This window comes from Streptomyces sp. NPDC002076 (genome assembly GCF_053593835.1).
The window spans coordinates 73,097-88,414 of record NZ_JBSFDI010000027.1; the positions used below are offsets into that span (position 1 = coordinate 73,097).

At 70.5% G+C, this 15,318-nt stretch carries 14 protein-coding genes; 10 read left to right on the forward strand and 4 right to left on the reverse strand.

Translation table 11 applies throughout. From position 1 onward, the window contains the following. Positions 1 to 16: 16 nt before the first annotated feature. The 4 genes from ACWCQS_RS38930 to ACWCQS_RS38945 all read right to left on the reverse strand — a co-directional run bounded on the left by ACWCQS_RS38930 (position 17) and on the right by ACWCQS_RS38945 (position 4,961). Positions 17 to 2,236: an AAA family ATPase gene (locus ACWCQS_RS38930; RefSeq protein ID WP_451008875.1), complete on the reverse strand. Its 2,220-nt coding sequence runs from the start codon at positions 2,234 to 2,236 to the stop codon at positions 17 to 19. A 134-nt stretch (positions 2,237 to 2,370) separates the two neighbouring features. Further along, complete coding sequence (locus tag ACWCQS_RS38935) at positions 2,371 to 2,859, reverse strand: flavin reductase family protein (protein ID WP_365331541.1); 489 nt, start codon at positions 2,857 to 2,859, stop codon at positions 2,371 to 2,373. A 106-nt stretch (positions 2,860 to 2,965) separates the two neighbouring features. After that, positions 2,966 to 3,835 carry a dioxygenase family protein gene (locus ACWCQS_RS38940; RefSeq protein ID WP_451008876.1) on the reverse strand — a complete coding sequence of 290 codons (870 nt, stop codon included), beginning with the start codon at positions 3,833 to 3,835 and terminating at the stop codon, positions 2,966 to 2,968. Continuing rightward, entirely contained in the window at positions 3,828 to 4,961 is a 1,134-nt protein-coding gene (locus ACWCQS_RS38945; protein WP_451008877.1) for a maleylacetate reductase, read from the reverse strand. The genes ACWCQS_RS38940 and ACWCQS_RS38945 overlap by 8 nt, the downstream gene beginning before the upstream one ends. Positions 4,962 to 5,378: 417 nt before the next feature. On the opposite strand from ACWCQS_RS38945, the gene ACWCQS_RS38950 reads away from it, so the two are divergent. The 10 genes from ACWCQS_RS38950 (at position 5,379) to ACWCQS_RS38995 (ending at position 15,125) form a co-directional block, all read left to right on the forward strand. Then, positions 5,379 to 6,221: a sigma-70 family RNA polymerase sigma factor gene (locus ACWCQS_RS38950; protein ID WP_451008878.1), complete on the forward strand. Its 843-nt coding sequence runs from the start codon at positions 5,379 to 5,381 to the stop codon at positions 6,219 to 6,221. A 6-nt stretch (positions 6,222 to 6,227) separates the two neighbouring features. Next, positions 6,228 to 6,653, forward strand: a complete 426-nt coding sequence (locus ACWCQS_RS38955; RefSeq protein WP_451008879.1) for an SsgA family sporulation/cell division regulator — start codon at positions 6,228 to 6,230, stop codon at positions 6,651 to 6,653. 57 nt (positions 6,654 to 6,710) lie between these two features. After that, the gene (locus tag ACWCQS_RS38960; protein ID WP_451008880.1) at positions 6,711 to 7,571 is read left to right on the forward strand and encodes a DMT family transporter; all 861 of its coding nucleotides are present in this window, start codon (positions 6,711 to 6,713) and stop codon (positions 7,569 to 7,571) included. Positions 7,572 to 7,793: 222 nt separating this feature from the next. After that, positions 7,794 to 8,549, forward strand: coding sequence for a CoA transferase subunit A (locus ACWCQS_RS38965; protein ID WP_451008881.1), 756 nt, complete (start codon positions 7,794 to 7,796; stop codon positions 8,547 to 8,549). After that, a complete protein-coding gene (locus ACWCQS_RS38970) occupies positions 8,549 to 9,193 on the forward strand; it encodes a CoA transferase subunit B (RefSeq protein WP_351618988.1) in 645 nt (214 codons plus the stop codon). Before ACWCQS_RS38965 ends, ACWCQS_RS38970 begins: the two co-directional genes overlap by 1 nt. Then, positions 9,190 to 10,392 carry a thiolase family protein gene (locus ACWCQS_RS38975; RefSeq protein WP_451008882.1) on the forward strand — a complete coding sequence of 401 codons (1,203 nt, stop codon included), beginning with the start codon at positions 9,190 to 9,192 and terminating at the stop codon, positions 10,390 to 10,392. The genes ACWCQS_RS38970 and ACWCQS_RS38975 overlap by 4 nt, the downstream gene beginning before the upstream one ends. Before the next feature lie 101 nt (positions 10,393 to 10,493). Then, the gene (locus ACWCQS_RS38980; RefSeq protein WP_451008883.1) at positions 10,494 to 12,671 is read left to right on the forward strand and encodes a SpoIIE family protein phosphatase; all 2,178 of its coding nucleotides are present in this window, start codon (positions 10,494 to 10,496) and stop codon (positions 12,669 to 12,671) included. 141 nt (positions 12,672 to 12,812) lie between these two features. Next, positions 12,813 to 13,439, forward strand: coding sequence for a TetR/AcrR family transcriptional regulator (locus tag ACWCQS_RS38985; RefSeq protein WP_451008884.1), 627 nt, complete (start codon positions 12,813 to 12,815; stop codon positions 13,437 to 13,439). Further along, complete coding sequence (locus tag ACWCQS_RS38990) at positions 13,436 to 14,191, forward strand: SDR family NAD(P)-dependent oxidoreductase (RefSeq protein WP_451008885.1); 756 nt, start codon at positions 13,436 to 13,438, stop codon at positions 14,189 to 14,191. The genes ACWCQS_RS38985 and ACWCQS_RS38990 overlap by 4 nt, the downstream gene beginning before the upstream one ends. A gap of 58 nt (positions 14,192 to 14,249) precedes the next feature. Then, positions 14,250 to 15,125, forward strand: a complete 876-nt coding sequence (locus ACWCQS_RS38995) for an ABC transporter substrate-binding protein (protein ID WP_381947526.1) — start codon at positions 14,250 to 14,252, stop codon at positions 15,123 to 15,125. Positions 15,126 to 15,318: the final 193 nt, after the last annotated feature.

The following is a 15,318-nucleotide window of genomic DNA, read 5'->3' on the forward strand; positions in this document are numbered from 1 at the left end:
GATGCCGGGGCCCGGGTCAGAGCATGCCGCACTCCCGGGCCCTGGCGACCGCTGCGCTCCGGTCGTGCGCACCGAGTTTGCGGAAGACCGCCCGTACCTGTGTCTTGACGGTGTTGTGGGACACATAGAACTCGGCGGCGATCTCACGCAGTGTCAGCGGACCGCACAGGGCGCGGAGCACCCGGCGCTCGCCGAGCGACAGCTCCTGGGGGCCGGACACGACGAGCGGCACGACGGTGTCCTCCCCGACTCCCCCGAGCAGATCCGTGAGCACTCCTGGTGACTCGCACCGGGCCGCTGCCCGCTCGGCCGCCTCACGGGCTTCCCGCGCGGCGTCCGCGTTGCGTCGCGCAGTGGCAAGTCGTGCCCGTGTGCCGTGATACAAGGCGTGCATCTGGGGTTCGCTTCCTGTCCGGGACGAATCCGCCAGCGCCGCTTCCGCATCGGCCAGGGTCCGTTCGGCCTCGTCGGCCCGTCCCTCATCGAGGAGCAGGCCGGCTCTGCCGATGTAGGCGGGCGCCGCGACGAAGTGCCGCTCCAGCCCGGCCGTCCCGGCCGCGTCCAGGGCTTCGTCGCTCAGCATGCGCGCCGGCTCATGGCGTCCGGCCAGCAGGGCGCACAGCGCCCGCAGCCCCAGCGCGCGGACGAGTGTCAGGCCGTGCCCGGCGGCATGCGCGTCACGGGTCGCCTCGCCGAGCAGCGCCTCGGCCTCCTCGTACCGGGAGGTCCACAGCAGAGCGGTACCGCGGGCCGTACAGGCCAGGGCACGCCAGGAAGTCAACGGGACGGTGCCGGCGAAGACGGTTTCGGCGAGACGGTCGCCGGTCAGGACCTCCCCCTGCAGCCAGCAGGCCACGGCCCGGGCGACGGCCGCCGCATCGGACACCGTGCTGCCTTCGCCGACCGTGTCCGCTCCCGGCCCCCTGAGCCGGACCACGTCCAGCCAGCGCCGGGCCGTTTCCGGAGCACCCCCCGACAGGGCCGCCATCGCCGCCACGACGCACAGTCTTGCGTCGGCGGCGACCGTGCGGAGCGGCAAGAGCTCCAGCCATTGTCTGACCTCCCGACCGCGGCCTGCCGAGATCGCCTGTTCCCAGTCGTGGAGTATCGACGCGACGGCGGCGGCCTCGTCACCGCCGCGCACCCAGTGCCGTACGGCCGCGGTCGTCTCGCCCTGCCGTGAGTACCACCGAGCCGCCGTCCGGTGCAACGACACGGCGGTCTCGCGCCCTTCGGATCCGAGAAGGTCGCAGAGCAGCGCGGACAGTGCGCAGTGACGCCGATATGCCGAGGGATCGGCGGCTACGGGTACGAGCAGTTGGACGGTCCGTGCGAGCTCGCGCAGCAGTACGCCCGCCCGGTCCCCGGCGAGGGCCCGGCACGGCCCGGCACTCAACTCGTCGAGCACACTGGTACGGAGCAGGAACTCGCGCTGCTCGGTGGTGAGCCGGTGGAGCACCTCGGTGGCCAGGTACTCGGTGACCGCTCGCCTGCCGCGGGCCAGGTCGGCCGCCGCGTCGGCGTCGTCCGACGAGCGAGCGAGGGTACGGCCCATGATGCACAGCGCCGCCGCCCACCCCTCGGTGGTCTCGTACACCGCGCTCAACGTGTCCGGGGCCGGAGCGGACCCGAGCAGATCGGTGAGCACGGCCTGTGCCTCCTCGAGGGTGAAGGCCAGGTCGTGCCGGTCGAGTTCGGCGATCGTGCCCCGGGCGCGCAGGGTCGGTACGGGTCCACCCGGAACGTGACGGGTCGACAGAACGACGCGAAAGCCCTGCGGAAGCCTTGTCAGGAAATCCGAAAGGCTGCGGACCGCATCGACATCTGTGATCGATTCCACTCCGTCGAGGATCAGCGCGAGCGGTCCCTGTCCGTCCAGTCCGCTCACGAGGCTCGGCAGGATCTCCTCGAGCCACGCGTCGAGTGTCCACTCGCAATTGTGGGGGCGGACGGGCAGTTCCGGCCGTACGTGCTGCAACGCCCGCAGGATGCCGGCCCAGAGCCGGCCCGGGGCGTTGTCGTACGCGTCCAGGCTGAGCCAGGCGCACGCGCCACGAGTTGCGAGGCTTCGCGACCACTCGGTCAGGAGCACCGTCTTTCCGGCACCGGCGGGCCCGGAGACCACCACCACGGGCTCGGTCGACGCGTCCAGCCGGCGTAGCAGCCGGGGGCGGGTCAGCTGGTGCGGGGGCTGGTCCCCAGGACGCAGCTTGAAGGTCGGCACGGAACTGGTCATGGCACCTTCGGTGGAGTCGTCAGGACTGGTGGAGCCCCCGGCGTCCGTGGCTCGCCTGCAGGAGCCGGACGCCGGGGGCCGTAGTGGACCGGGGCAGGGATACGGCAGCCTTCGTCGGGCCGCTGTCACCCGCGCTAGCAGGGGGGCCTGAGCGTGCCGAAGTCTCCGCCGAAGTGGAGCAGCGGCCGGCCTTCCATCCGGTGTTCGAAGTGACGGACGTCGCCCACGAATATGGTGTGATCGCCGCCGGGCAGCGCCGCGGCGACGTCGCACACGACAGCCGCGATGGCGTCCTTCAGCACCGGCACGCCGTGGTCGTCGATGGTCTCCACACCCGCGAACTTGTCCGGCTTGGAAACGGCGAAGTTCCGCGCGAGGTGCTCGCTGTCCTCGCCGAGGACGTTGACGGCGAAGCGACCGTGCTCCGCGATCGCGGTCCGCGTGTACAGCTGGTTTCCGATGCACACGAGCAGTTGGAGCGGCTCCAGCGACAGCGCGGAGACGGCGCTCGCCGTCATGCCGATGGGCGTGCTGCCCGAGCATGTGGTGATCACGCTGACACCCGTGGCGAGCCGGCTCATCGTGGCTCGGAACCCGAAGACGACATCAAGGGTTTCACTCATTTGAGGACCTCCGTGAATTCGGGGCTGAACCCCGCGGTGTGATGAAGTGTTCGACGTGGGCCGTCCTCGTGGATGACCGGCTCCCGTCGTGGTGACGCCGTGAGGATCAGTCCGTGACGCAGGGTTCGAGGACGAAGGTGTGGCGCAGCAGGGTGTACGGAGCGTCGGTCATGCCCCGGCAGGGCCCGGCGTCGGCCGGGTAGGTGTCGTAGCGGTCGACCAACGACTCCTTGACGCCGAACACCGGATCGGTGTCCAGGTGCGGGTCGTCCGAGGGGAAGAGCATGGTGGTCACGCGCTGGAATCCCGGCGCTTCGATCAGCAGGTGCACATGGGCGGGACGCATGAGCGACCTGCTGGTCGCGCTCATGAGTTCGCCGACCGGGCCGTCACCGGGTATCGGGTAGCTGGACGGGCGGATGGAACGGAAAGCGAAGTGCCCCGTCTCGTCGGTGCGGAACAGCGCGCGCATGGCCGGCTCGTCCAGGCCGGGCACCTCCATGTCGTAGTGGCCTTCCGAGTCGCTGTGCCAGACGTCCACCGCCGCATCTGCGACCGGCGCTCCCTCGTGGTCCACGACCCGTCCCTCGAAGAACAGCGGGGTACCGGACAGACCCCCGGAGATGTCGGCGGCGTCGGCCTGCTGCGGCCTGTCCTCCCTGAAGTACGGGCCCAGCACGCTGTTCTGCGTGGCCTGGCTGGGGCGTCGGTTGGTCAGGGCGTCGACCAGCATGGTGACTCCGAGCACGTCGGACAGCAGGATGAACTCCTGACGCGTCGGGGTGCACGTCTGCCCGGTGCGCGTCAGGAAGTCGACTCCCCGGGCCCATTCGTCCTGCGTCAGTTCGACGTCGCGGACGAAGGCGTGCAGGTGCCGCACCAGTGATTCCAGGATCTCGGCGACGCGGGAGTCCTTGGTGTCCCGCATGGTCGAGATCACGGCCTCGGTGATGGTGTCGCTGGTCAGATCACGCATGACGCGCTCCCGTGGTGGTTGGGTGGTGGGTCGCGGACTCGGTCCGGGGATGTCCGTCGCCGGGTGATGTGCACGGCGGTTGTCCGGCCCAGGCGCGGGCCAGGAGGGCGCGTACCGCCGTCCGTTCGACTGGTCGCGGGTTCCAGTAGCCGTCCCGCACGATGAGTTCGGCCGCCTGCTCGATGCCCGATTCCGGCATGCCGAGGTCCCGCAGCGCCCTGGGGGCGGCGAGCCGTCCCGCGAAGTCGAAGAGTCCCTTCGCGGCGTCGGCCGCCGACAGCGCCCTTGCGATGCGTGCCATGGCCTCGGGCGCCGCCGGTGCGTTGTAGGCGACGACGTGCGGCAGCACGACCGTGTGGGTTTCGGCGTGCGGAAGCCCGAACGTGCCGCCCAGGACGTGGCACACCTTGTGGTGCAGGGCCATGCCGACCGTGCCGAGGCACGTGCCCGCCAGCCACGCCCCGTACAGGGCATCGGCCCGCGCCTCGCCGTCGTCCGGACGTTGTGCGACGACCGGGAGGGAGCGGATGAGGGATTCGAGCGCTTCACCGGCCAACAGGAAGGCGAGCGGGTCCCGGTCCTGTGCGTAGAGGGCCTCCACCGCGTGCGCCATCGCGTTGATGCCGCTGACCACCGATGCCGCCGCGGGAAACGTGAACGTCAGGTCGACGTCGTACACCACGGTCTTCGGCAGCACTTCCGGCAGCCGGCGGGTCGCCTTCCGGCGCCCTTCGGTCTCTCCGAGGATCGGCGTCATCTCCGAGCCGGCGTAGGTGGTGGGCAACGCCAGCTGTGGCAGCCCGGTCCGCAGAGCGATCGCCTTGCCGAGGCCGATCGTCGAGCCACCGCCGATGGCGAGCACCGAGTCCGCTCCCACGGTTCTGGCATACGCGACCGCCTTCTCCGTGACCTCGACGGGGGTGTGCGGAGCCGCTTCCGTGAAAGTTCCCACCGCCGCCGTACCCAGTACGTCGTGCACCTCCACTGCCTGGCCCGCTTGACCAGGTGTGCACAGGATGAGCACCCGACGGCATCCGAGGGCATCAGCCTCTTCAGGGATACGGCTGCGCGTACCGCTGCCGAAGACCACCTTGGTGATCTGTCCCCGATGCACGAATGTCTTCATGAGAATTCCCCAGTCCCGCCGTCTGCTTGGAACCAAGACTTTCGATGCCTGAATGACGGGGGTCAACGTAATCCGCGAGGGATAACGGGCACCGGCGTTGAAATACCTTGTTCGTGCGACAGGCTCCGCGCCCGGGGCCTCCGGCTCTCGACGGACATCACTCGTCTGCGCGATGCGGTGGGTGTCCATGGGCTGGATCGTGGATCCGGACCTCTGTCAGGCGGATATGCCGGTCGAGGTCACCGGAACGGCGTCCGAGGGGTCCGCATTCACGAGCGGCGAGGGTTCAGGTCGGGGGGTGCCGAACCCAGGAATACGGCCGCTGTCCGTGCGTCTCCCGGACCAGGTGCGGACCGGTCCGGCGCGCACCTGATCGACGGCTGAGATCCGGCCGTCGTCCCCACCCCAGGAGGCACCATGACCGGAACCGGACCCGACTGCGAGGCCGACCCCGACATCCCGCTGAGTCCGGCGGCGACGGGGAAGACCGATGAGGACGCGAAGGCCGTGGCGGACCACGACATGCAGGCCCGCTTCGAACCGGCACTGGTACACCGTGACCGGCTTTTCGCGGCCGCCGTGCGGATGACCGGCAGTCCGACCGACGCCGAGGACCTGCTCCAGGAGACGTACGCCCGGGCCTACGCCTCGTTCCACCAGTTCCGCGAGGGCACGAATCTCAGGGCCTGGCTGTACCGCATCCTCACCACCACGTTCCTCAACTACCGCCGCAGTCAACGCAGGCGGCCGCAACGCGACGACACGACGGCGATCGAGGACTGGCAGATCGCCCGCGCGGCCTCGCACACCTCGTCGGGACTGCGCTCCGCCGAGGCCGAGGCGCTCGACCACCTGCCCGACTCGGACGTCAGCGCGGCGCTGCAAGCCGTCCCGGAAGACTTCCGGACGGCGGTGTACCTCTTCGACGTCGAGGGCTTCACCACCCGTGAGATCGCCGACATCATGCAGACTCCCGTCGGCACCGTGCTGTCCCGACTGCACCGAGGTCACCGCCGGCTGCGCTCGCTGCTGGAGGGCTATGCCCAGGAGCACCGTCTCGATCCGGCGGTCCACGTTCGAGGCAGTGGGTCCGCACCACGGGCTGGTGAGCGAGGTCACCCGGGACGGCGGGGGAAGGCGGGATGCATGCAGGGGGCAGCGGTGTTCCAAGAGCGCATGGAACACCCGTTGACAGCCCTCCGGCCCGGTGTCCGGGACAGCCCCGGGTCGGAGGGCTCGACTCCCGTACCGAGTGAGTGAGGAAGAATGCCGAGACCCAGCACCGGTGCCGTCGGTGCCGAGCTATGTGCGCTCCTCGTCATGCCGGACGGCTCGGCGGTGCCCGTGTCCACGCGACTGGGCTATCGTCCCGACGATCCCTACGCGGTCCGTGCGACCTTCCGCCTCGGCGGTGACCGGGCGGTCGAGTGGTTCTTCGCCCGGGAGCTCCTGAGAGAGGGGCTGCTCCAGCCAGTCGGTATCGGCGACGTCCGCCTGCGCCCTGCTTGGCACCAGGGACAGCACATGGTGCAGATCGTCCTCACGCCGCCCGCAGGACGGGCGGACCTCATGTTCCCCTGGCCGGTGGTGACGGAGTTCCTGCGACGCACCGATGCGGTGGTGTCACCCGGCACCGAGCACGTGCATGTCGACCTGGACGCCCAACTGATGCATCTTCTCGCAGAGTACTGACCCACACCCACGATCGATCGATCATCGATCACAGCGATCTTGGGACAGGAGACCACGATGTTGACCGTGCTGTCGCCGATCTTCGCTCTGCTCGCAGCGGCAACCAACGCACTGGGAACCGTGATGCAGCGCCGGGCCGCCACCGTCGTCCCGCAGTCCAGCGGTCTGCGCATCGGCCTGATGTGGGACCTGCTGCGCACACCGGTCTGGCTGCTCGGCATAGGTGGGGTCGCCCTCTCGGCGATGTTCCAGGGCGCCGCGCTGGCCACCGGCGCCCTGGCGGTCGTACAGCCGCTCTTCATGCTGGAGTTGCCGTTCGTGCTGCTGCTCGCGAGCATCGTCTCCGGGCGCCCGTTGCCCCGGGCCGGCTGGCTGCCTGTCGGCAGTATCGGGGGCGGCCTGGGCCTGGCGTTGTTCGCGGCCGCGCCGACCGGTGGCACTCACGGGATCCCCGCGGCCCGGTGGACAGCGGTACTGACCTGCTGCCTGCTCGCCGTGGTGGTGCTGTGCAGCGTCGCGGTCAGGCTGCCCAACGGCGCGGCGCGCGCCGCGTGCATGGGCCTGGCCGCCGCCGTCTCCTACTCCCTCACTGCCGCGCTCATGAAGTCCTCGACCGCTGCCCTCGGCCGCCGGGGTATGGGTGCCTTCTTCACCACATGGCAGACCTATGCGTTCGCAGCCCTCGGCGTGTGCGCCCTGTTCCTGCTGGAGAACGCCATGCAGTCCGGACCGCTGGTCGCCTCCCAGCCTGCCCTGACCCTCGGGGACACCCTGGTGAGCCTGGCGCTCGGCGTCACCCTCTACGGGGAAAGACTGCGTGGTGGCTGGTGGCTGACCCTCCAGGTGTTCGGGCTCGCGCTGGTGGCGTACGGGGTCACCCGCCTGTCACGTCAGCATCTCATTCCCGCAGGAATGTGAAATACCCGATTCGTGCGAGAGCGGCCGACGGCACAGCCCTTGAATCGCAGCCAATATCGCCGATCTGCGGGATGGCCAAGCGCGCCGTGGCATCGGACCGTGGAACCAGGTCTCAGCGGACGGCCCCGGCAGGCTGAATACGCATCGGGCGGACATGCCGGCGGCGTAAAACACTCCGCGATGGACACAGAATTCACGCGAGAATCTGGAGATCCGAAAAATATGGGGAAATTGGTCAATACGGCCCTGGAGGCCGTGGCGGATGTGCCGGATGGAGCGTCGTTGGCCGTGGGCGGGTTCGGATTGAGTGGTGTGCCGAACGTGCTGATCCAGGCCCTGTTCGAGCGGGGCGTCGGCGGGCTGTCGGTCGTCTCGAACAACTGCGGGGCAATGGATTCGGGCCTGGCGGTACTGCTCTCGGCGGGCCGGATCGGACGGGTGACAGGATCGTATGTCGGGGCGAACAAGGAGTTCGCGCGGCAGTACCTGTCCGGTGAGCTGGAGGTGGAGCTGATCCCGCAGGGCACGCTCGCCGAACGGCTGCGCGCCGGCGGCGCGGGCATCCCCGCCTTTTACACCCCGGCGGGGGTGGGCACGCAGGTCGCCGAGGGCGGGCTGCCCTGGCGCTACGACGGCTCCGGCGGGGTCGCACTGGCCTCGCCGGCCAAGGAGGTGCGGGTCTTCGACGGCACCGAGTACGTGCTCGAACGCGGCATCCGCACCGACTTCGCGCTGGTGCGGGCGGCGCAGGGCGACCGGCACGGAAACCTGGTGTTCAGCAAGTCCGCCCGCAACTTCAACCCCCTCGCGGCCATGGCCGGCAGGCTCACGATCGCGGAGGTGGAGGAGCTGGTCGAGCCCGGCGAGATCGATCCGGACACGGTGCACCTGCCCGGCATCTTCGTCCAGCGGGTGTTGGCCCTCACCCCGCAGCAGGCGGCGGACAAGAAGATCGAGCGGCGGACGGTGACCAGCTGATGGCCTGGACTCGTGAGGAGATGGCCGCCCGCTCCGCGCGTGAGCTGCGCGACGGCCAGTACGTCAATCTCGGCATCGGCCTGCCCACGCTGATCCCCACCTACCTGCCGCCAGGGGTGGAAGTGATCCTCGAGTCGGAGAACGGCATCCTGGGCACCGGCCCCTACCCGGGTGCGGACGAGGTCGACCCGGACCTGATCAACGCCGGCAAGGAGACCGTCACGGTCCTGCCCGGCGCCTCCTTCTTCGACTCCGCACTGTCCTTCGCGATGATCCGCGGCGGGCACATCGACGTCGCGGTGCTGGGTGCCATGCAGGTCTCCGAGCAGGGGGACCTGGCGAACTGGGCGATCCCCGGAAAGATGATCACGGGGATCGGCGGTGCGATGGACCTGGTCCACGGCGCCCGCACGGTCATCGTCGTCATGACGCACACAGCCAAGGACGGCTCGCCGAAGATCCGCACCGAGTGCACGCTGCCGCTGACCGGGAAGCACTGCGTGAACCGGATCATCACCGATCTCGGTGTCCTCGACGTCACGGACGAGGGGCTTGTGCTGGTCGAGTGCGCACCTTCCGTCGACGTCGAGGAGATCATCGCCAAGACCGACGCCAAGCTGACCGTCACGGAGGGCCTCCTGTGAACCCCGTCTACATCGTCGATGCCGTGCGCACGCCGATCGGGCGCTACAACGGCGGCCTGGCCCCGGTGCGCCCCGACGACCTGGCTGCCCACGCCATCCGCGAACTCCTCTCCCGTATGCCCCAGTTGGACCCTGCGCGCATCGAGGACGTGTACCTCGGCAACGCCAACGGCGCCGGCGAGGAGAACCGCAACGTGGCCCGCATGGCCGCCCTGCTCGCCGGCCTGCCCACCAGCGTGCCCGGGGCGACGGTCAACCGGCTGTGCGCCTCCGGACTCGAAGCCGTCATCCAGGCCGCCCGCGCCATCGCTGTCGGCGACGCCTCCGTCGCCATCGCCGGCGGCGTGGAGTCCATGACCCGCGCCCCCTACGTCCTGCCCAAGAACGACAGACCGTTCCCGGCCGCCCACGCCGAGCTGTACTCCACCACGCTGGGCTGGCGCATGGTGAACCCGGCGATGAACCCGCAATGGACCATCCCTCTCGGGGAGTCGGCCGAGCTGATCGCCGAGAAGCACAGGATCGGCCGTGAGCAGCAGGACGAGTTCGCCCTGCACAGCCACCAGAAGGCCGCAGCGGCCCAGGAACAGGGCCTGTTCGACGCCGAGTTGGTGCCCGTCCCGGTCCCGCAGCTCAACGGCGACCCCCAGCTGTTCGCGGCCGACGAGTGCGTACGCCCGAACGCCTCCCTCGCGGCGATGGCAAGGCTCAGGCCGTCCTTCCGTACCAAGCAGGGCACGGTCACCGCCGGCAACGCCTCCCCCCTCAACGACGGCGCCGCCGCCCTGCTGCTGGCCGACGAGGAGGGTGTGAAGGCCATCGGCCGCGAGCCGCTGGCACGCGTCTGCGCGACCGGAGTCTCCGCGATCGACCCCGACTACTTCGGCCTCGCCCCCGTCGAGGCCGTCGACCGGGCCCTGGCCAAGGCCGCCCGGACCTTCGCCGATCTCGACGTACTGGAGCTGAACGAGGCCTTCGCCGCCCAGGTCCTCGGCTGCCTCGCCGAATGGCCAGAGTTCGACCCGGCGATCCTCAACCCGCAGGGCGGCGCCATCGCGCTCGGCCACCCCCTCGGCGCCTCCGGCGCCCGCCTCGCCTGCACCGTCGCCCACCAGCTCGCCCGCCGCGGCTCCGGCACGGGCGTCGCCACCCTCTGCATCGGCGTGGGCCAGGGCCTCGCCCTCGTCCTCGAACGCTGACACGAACGGGGTGAGCAGACCGTCGTGGGGAACGGCGTCCGGGACGGGAATCGGCAGCGGCCTCCGCGCGGGGCCGGCGGGTGCGGACGTACGGTACTGATATGTGCGCCATGCGGGAAGGCGGCGCGGCGCAGCCCCACGGGCCCCGCTCCCCTTCACCCACCGCCGGGTCACTGCGCCGGGCCGAGCTGGACCGGCTGCTGGAGATCGCCGTGCGCGACACGGGCGTGCACGCGGGAGCGGTCTTCCTGCTGGCGTCCGACGGCCAGACCCTGCGGCTGGAGGTGACCGCAGGCATGCCTGCGGAGTATCTCGCGCCCTGGTTCGGGGTCCCGCTGTCGAGCCGCTTTCCCGTGACCGATGCGGTGCGCGAGCGGCGGCTCGTCTGGCTCGGCGACCCGGAGGACCTCGCCCGTCGCTATCCGCGCACGGCGATCGCCCTGCCCTACCACCATGCGGTGGCCGCGGCACCGCTCCTCACCGGCACCACGGTCTGGGGCGCGCTGCTGCTGTTCTGGCCCGGCGCCGGCTCCACCCGTGCCGACGGCCCGAGCCCTGAACGGGTCCGTGCCGCCGGTCGACGCCTGGGCCGGTTCCTGCGCGACGCCGCCGGCACCGGCCACGCCGTCGGCCCGGGGCCCGCACCCCGCACCCTGGTGCAGCCGCCCGCCGGCAAGCGGGGGCCGGCCGAGGCACTCGCCGCAGCGGACCTCGTCGAGCGGCTGCCCTGGGGCAGTTGCTCCCTCGACCTCCAGGGCAGGTTCACCTACGTCAGCGCCACCGCCGCCGCCCTACTGGGCGCGAGCAGCCCCGACGACCTGATCGGCACGCGTCCCTGGCAGTCCTTGCCCTGGCACACCGACCCGGCCTTCGAGGACCACTTCCGCGCCACCGTGGTCAGCCGGAAGCCCGGCTACTACACCGCCATGCACCCGCCGGACCAGTGGCTCGCGTTCGAGCTCTATCCCGACGGCTCGGGGGTGAGCGTCCGCATATCGCCGACCGGTCCGGGCGGGGACTCGCAGCCGGGGCCCACCATGACGGAGACGTTCCAGGGCGAGCCGATCCGCTTGGGCGAGGTCTACCGGGTGCTGCACCTGGCCGCCGCCCTGTCGGAAACCGTGGGCGTCTCAGACGTGGTCGATCTGGTCACCGAGGAGATGCTGCCGGCGTTCGGAGCCCGGACCGTCGCCCTGCTCGCGGCCGAGGACGGCAGAATGCGGGTCATCGGCCGCAGCGGCTACAACCCCTCACTGCTCGAACACTTCGACGGCGTGCCGCTGACCCACCCGGCACCCGCGGTCCGGGTCCTCGCCACCGGCGTGCCCAGCTTCTTCGCCTCCTTCGACGAGCTGTCCCGGGCCTACCCGCCCGCCCCGCATCAGAAGGGTCTGCATGCCTGGGCGTTTCTGCCGCTGATCGCCTCCGGGCGTCCGGTGGGCTCGTGCGTGTTCGCCTTCGACCGGCCCCACCCCTTTCCCGACCAGCAGCGGGTCGTCTTCATCGCGCTCGCGGGACTGATCGCGCAGGCGCTGGAACGGGCCCGCCTGTACGACACCAGCAACGAACTCGCCAAGACCCTGCAGGCGGCCCTGCTCCCCGACTCGCTGCCCGACCTTCCTGGACTGGATGTGGCGGCCCGCTATCTGCCCAGCGTCCGCGGCATGGACATCGGCGGCGACTTCTACGACCTGGTCCGGGTCGACGACACCACGGCAGCCGCGGTCATCGGCGACGTCCAGGGCCACAACGTCACCGCCGCCGCGCTCATGGGCCGGGTGCGCCCCGCCATCCGCGCCCACGCCGCCTCGGGGGCCACGCCTCCACAGGCCCTCGCGCAGGCCAACCGTCAGCTGGTCGCCATGGACCCGGGCCGCTTCGTCAGTTGCCTCTACGCCCACCTCGACCTCGCACACCACCGAGCCGTCCTCGCCACCGCCGGCCATCCCCCGCCCGTTCTGCGTCACCCGGACGGCCACGCCGAGGTCCTTGCGCTCCGACCTGGCGTGCTGCTCGGCATCGACCCCGACGCGGACTATCCCCCCACCGAGATCCCGCTAACACCCGGCACCGTCCTCGCCCTGTACACCGACGGCCTCGTCGAGACTCCCGGGGTCGACATGGACGACGCCATGTCCGGGCTCGCCGCCCAGCTCGCCCGGGCCTCGACCCAGCCCATGGACCGGCTCGCCACGACCCTGATCGACCATGCACGGCAGACCGCGCCCCGGACGGACGACATCGCCCTGCTGCTCATCGGGCTCGCCACCGCCGGGTAGCGCGCCCCCGGCCAGACCTCGCCGGCAGGCACTTGGGACGTACGGCATGCCTTGACAGCGAAGAGACGGAGGGCAACGATGGGAACTATGGAAACTAATCCAGTTTCTCGAGTTTCCACCAGTGACGAGCGGCGTGCGGACGTGATCGTGGAGGCGGCCGGCCGGCTGTTCTTCGGGGCGGGTTTCGCGCGGGTGAGCATGGACGATCTCGCTCGTGAGCTCGGGATGAGCAAGAAGACGATCTACCGTCATTTCCCGGACAAGCGCAGCCTGCTGGCCGCGGTGCTGGACCGCCAGTTCGCCGCGGTGGAGCGCACGCTGGTGGCGGCGGCCGAGGACGCGGAAGGGCAACCGTTCGGTGTGCGGGTGCAGCGGTTCCTGATCGCGGCGGGCAGTGAGCTCGGGCGGATCGGCGCGCCTCAGCTCGCGACCGGGCGGGGCGACGCGATGCTGCGCCAGTACGTGGAGCAGCGTGTGGACGCGGTGGTCTACCGGCGGCTCGACGAGCTGTTCCGGGAGGGACACCAGCAGGGCTTGCTGCCGGCCCCGCCCGAGCTGCTGAGTGAGATCACCCGCGGCGCGTTGGAGCGGCTGCTCATGTCGGAGTTGCCGCGCGATCTGGACTGGACCGCGGCCGACCTGCTGCGGGCGACCGTCGACACCGTGCTGTACGGGGCGATCCGCCCGACAGGCCAGGGCATCGACGACGAACAACCCCGGGCGGTCATCCCGACGGCCCGCGACGACGATCAGGAGGTGGGCCCATGACCGGGACGACCGGCAGGGTGGCATTGGTGACGGGGGCCAGCAGCGGAATCGGCGCGGCCACGGCGCGACTTCTGGCCGCGCGAGGAATGCGCGTGGTGGTCAACTACCTCCGCAACACCAAGGCGGCCGAGGAGGTCGTGGCCGACATCGAGGCCGCGGGCGGCCAGGCCATGGCCATGCAGGCCGACGTGCGCGAGGAGGCGGCCGTCAAGAGCATGGTCGGACAGGTCCAGGCAGCTTGGGGCGGCATCGACGTGCTCGTGCACAACGCGCTCATCCCGTATGCGGTCAAGCCGTTCCAGGACATGACGTGGGAAGAACTGGGCGGCAAGATCGACGCCGAGATGCACGCGGCGTTCGCGGTCACCAAAGCCGTACTGCCCACGATGACCGAACGAGGGTGGGGACGCCTCATCTACATCGGCACCGGACTCAGCCGCCTGCCTCGGGCGGGCATGATCGCGCTGGGCGTTTCCAAGGCCGCACTCGAGCAGTTCGCCCGGTATCTCGCCCAGGAACTCGGCCCGCAGGGCATCACGGTCAACGTCGTCTCGCCCGGCCCGGTGGAGTCCCGCACCGCCGATGCCGTGCTCGACGACGCGACGAGGCAGCGGCAGGTGGCCGCCACCCCCTTGGGCCGCCTGGCCTACCCGGCCGATGTCGCCCAGGCGGTCGCCTTCTACGCCGCCGAGGACAACTCCTTCATGACCGGTACCACGGCCGCGGTCAACGGCGGCATGGCCATGTACTGACGCCCCGCTGACCTCCGCACACGCGGCCGAACCCTTAAACGATCAAGGAAAGACGTTCATGCACACGATCGACCTGGCCTACGTCGGACGAGGCCTGCACGAGGAGCTGGCCGCCTACATCGCCGACCAGCAGGACTACTACGCCGAGGAGGGTGTCCACGTCGCGCTGCGCGACGGCTGCACCTGGGACGTGGAACGGCTGCGCCGCTGCGCCACCATCGGGCTCGGCCGGGCACTGCTGTCACGACTGACCGACGGCACCCCGTGGGTCGCACTCAGTGTCAACACCCACCGCCCGCTGTTCTGGTTCCTCGCCCGCCCCGGCCTCACCTCCCTGGCCGACCTGGCCGGGCGACGGCTGGCGGTCCACGCCCCGCACACCCCGCCCGGCGCATTCGCCCGGATCGTGCTGCGAAAGGCCGGCCTTGACCCGGACCGTGACGTGAAGACCATCGTCCGCTCGCCCGGCGACTACGGCATGGATCTGCGCCGGCTCAACGACGGCAGCATCGACGCCGCCTACGTCGGCAGCACCATGGCACCGGAGGCGGTGGCCGCCGAGCACGGCTGGCAGGTGCTGGCCTGGGTCGGCGACCACTTCCAGATCCCCACCGTGGGCGTGGCCGTCGACCCCACCTACATCTCACCGCACGACCCTGCGGTCCAGGCCGTCGTACGAGCCCACCGACGCGCCCTTCAGGTGATCCACGACGACCCCGACACCACGGTGCGCCACATGCAGACGTTCCTCGGCGGACAGACCGCGGAAGAGGCCCGAGCCCACTACGACACGTTCATCGCGCCGTACTTCACCACGGACGGCCAGGCCGACCTCGCTGTCGGCGACAAGGCGATCACCGCGGTCGCCGCCGAACTCGGCGTCCCTGCCACCGTCACCGCGGCCGAGTTCTACCGCACCGCGGCCACTGCCTAGGCATCAGGAGTCGAGTCGTAGGGTGCGAAGCCCTGGGCCCGCGGGCCGATGGTGTCACTCCGGTGACCGCGACCGCGGCGTGGTTCTTCTCAGGTGTGGGTTTCCTCCCTCCGGGCCGCCGTCGATCAGGGCCCTCCCGCCTCCGCGGTCTTCCACCGGCGACCAGCACAACAGTCACGGACGACGCCGAGCC

What these genes read in the sequence shown, in the direction of transcription:
- ACWCQS_RS38990 (WP_451008885.1), top strand. Translation starts at nt 13,436, where the DNA reads ATGACCGGGACGACCGGCAGGGTGGCATTGGTGACGGGGGCCAGCAGC.
- ACWCQS_RS38940 (WP_451008876.1), bottom strand. Translation starts at nt 3,835, where the DNA reads ATGCGTGATCTGACCAGCGACACCATCACCGAGGCCGTGATCTCGACC.
- ACWCQS_RS38970 (WP_351618988.1), top strand. Translation starts at nt 8,549, where the DNA reads ATGGCCTGGACTCGTGAGGAGATGGCCGCCCGCTCCGCGCGTGAGCTG.
- ACWCQS_RS38950 (WP_451008878.1), top strand. Translation starts at nt 5,379, where the DNA reads ATGACCGGAACCGGACCCGACTGCGAGGCCGACCCCGACATCCCGCTG.
- ACWCQS_RS38945 (WP_451008877.1), bottom strand. Translation starts at nt 4,961, where the DNA reads ATGAAGACATTCGTGCATCGGGGACAGATCACCAAGGTGGTCTTCGGC.
- ACWCQS_RS38930 (WP_451008875.1), bottom strand. Translation starts at nt 2,236, where the DNA reads ATGACCAGTTCCGTGCCGACCTTCAAGCTGCGTCCTGGGGACCAGCCC.
- ACWCQS_RS38960 (WP_451008880.1), top strand. Translation starts at nt 6,711, where the DNA reads ATGTTGACCGTGCTGTCGCCGATCTTCGCTCTGCTCGCAGCGGCAACC.
- ACWCQS_RS38955 (WP_451008879.1), top strand. Translation starts at nt 6,228, where the DNA reads ATGCCGAGACCCAGCACCGGTGCCGTCGGTGCCGAGCTATGTGCGCTC.
- ACWCQS_RS38935 (WP_365331541.1), bottom strand. Translation starts at nt 2,859, where the DNA reads ATGAGTGAAACCCTTGATGTCGTCTTCGGGTTCCGAGCCACGATGAGC.
- ACWCQS_RS38980 (WP_451008883.1), top strand. Translation starts at nt 10,494, where the DNA reads ATGTGCGCCATGCGGGAAGGCGGCGCGGCGCAGCCCCACGGGCCCCGC.
- ACWCQS_RS38995 (WP_381947526.1), top strand. Translation starts at nt 14,250, where the DNA reads ATGCACACGATCGACCTGGCCTACGTCGGACGAGGCCTGCACGAGGAG.
- ACWCQS_RS38965 (WP_451008881.1), top strand. Translation starts at nt 7,794, where the DNA reads ATGGGGAAATTGGTCAATACGGCCCTGGAGGCCGTGGCGGATGTGCCG.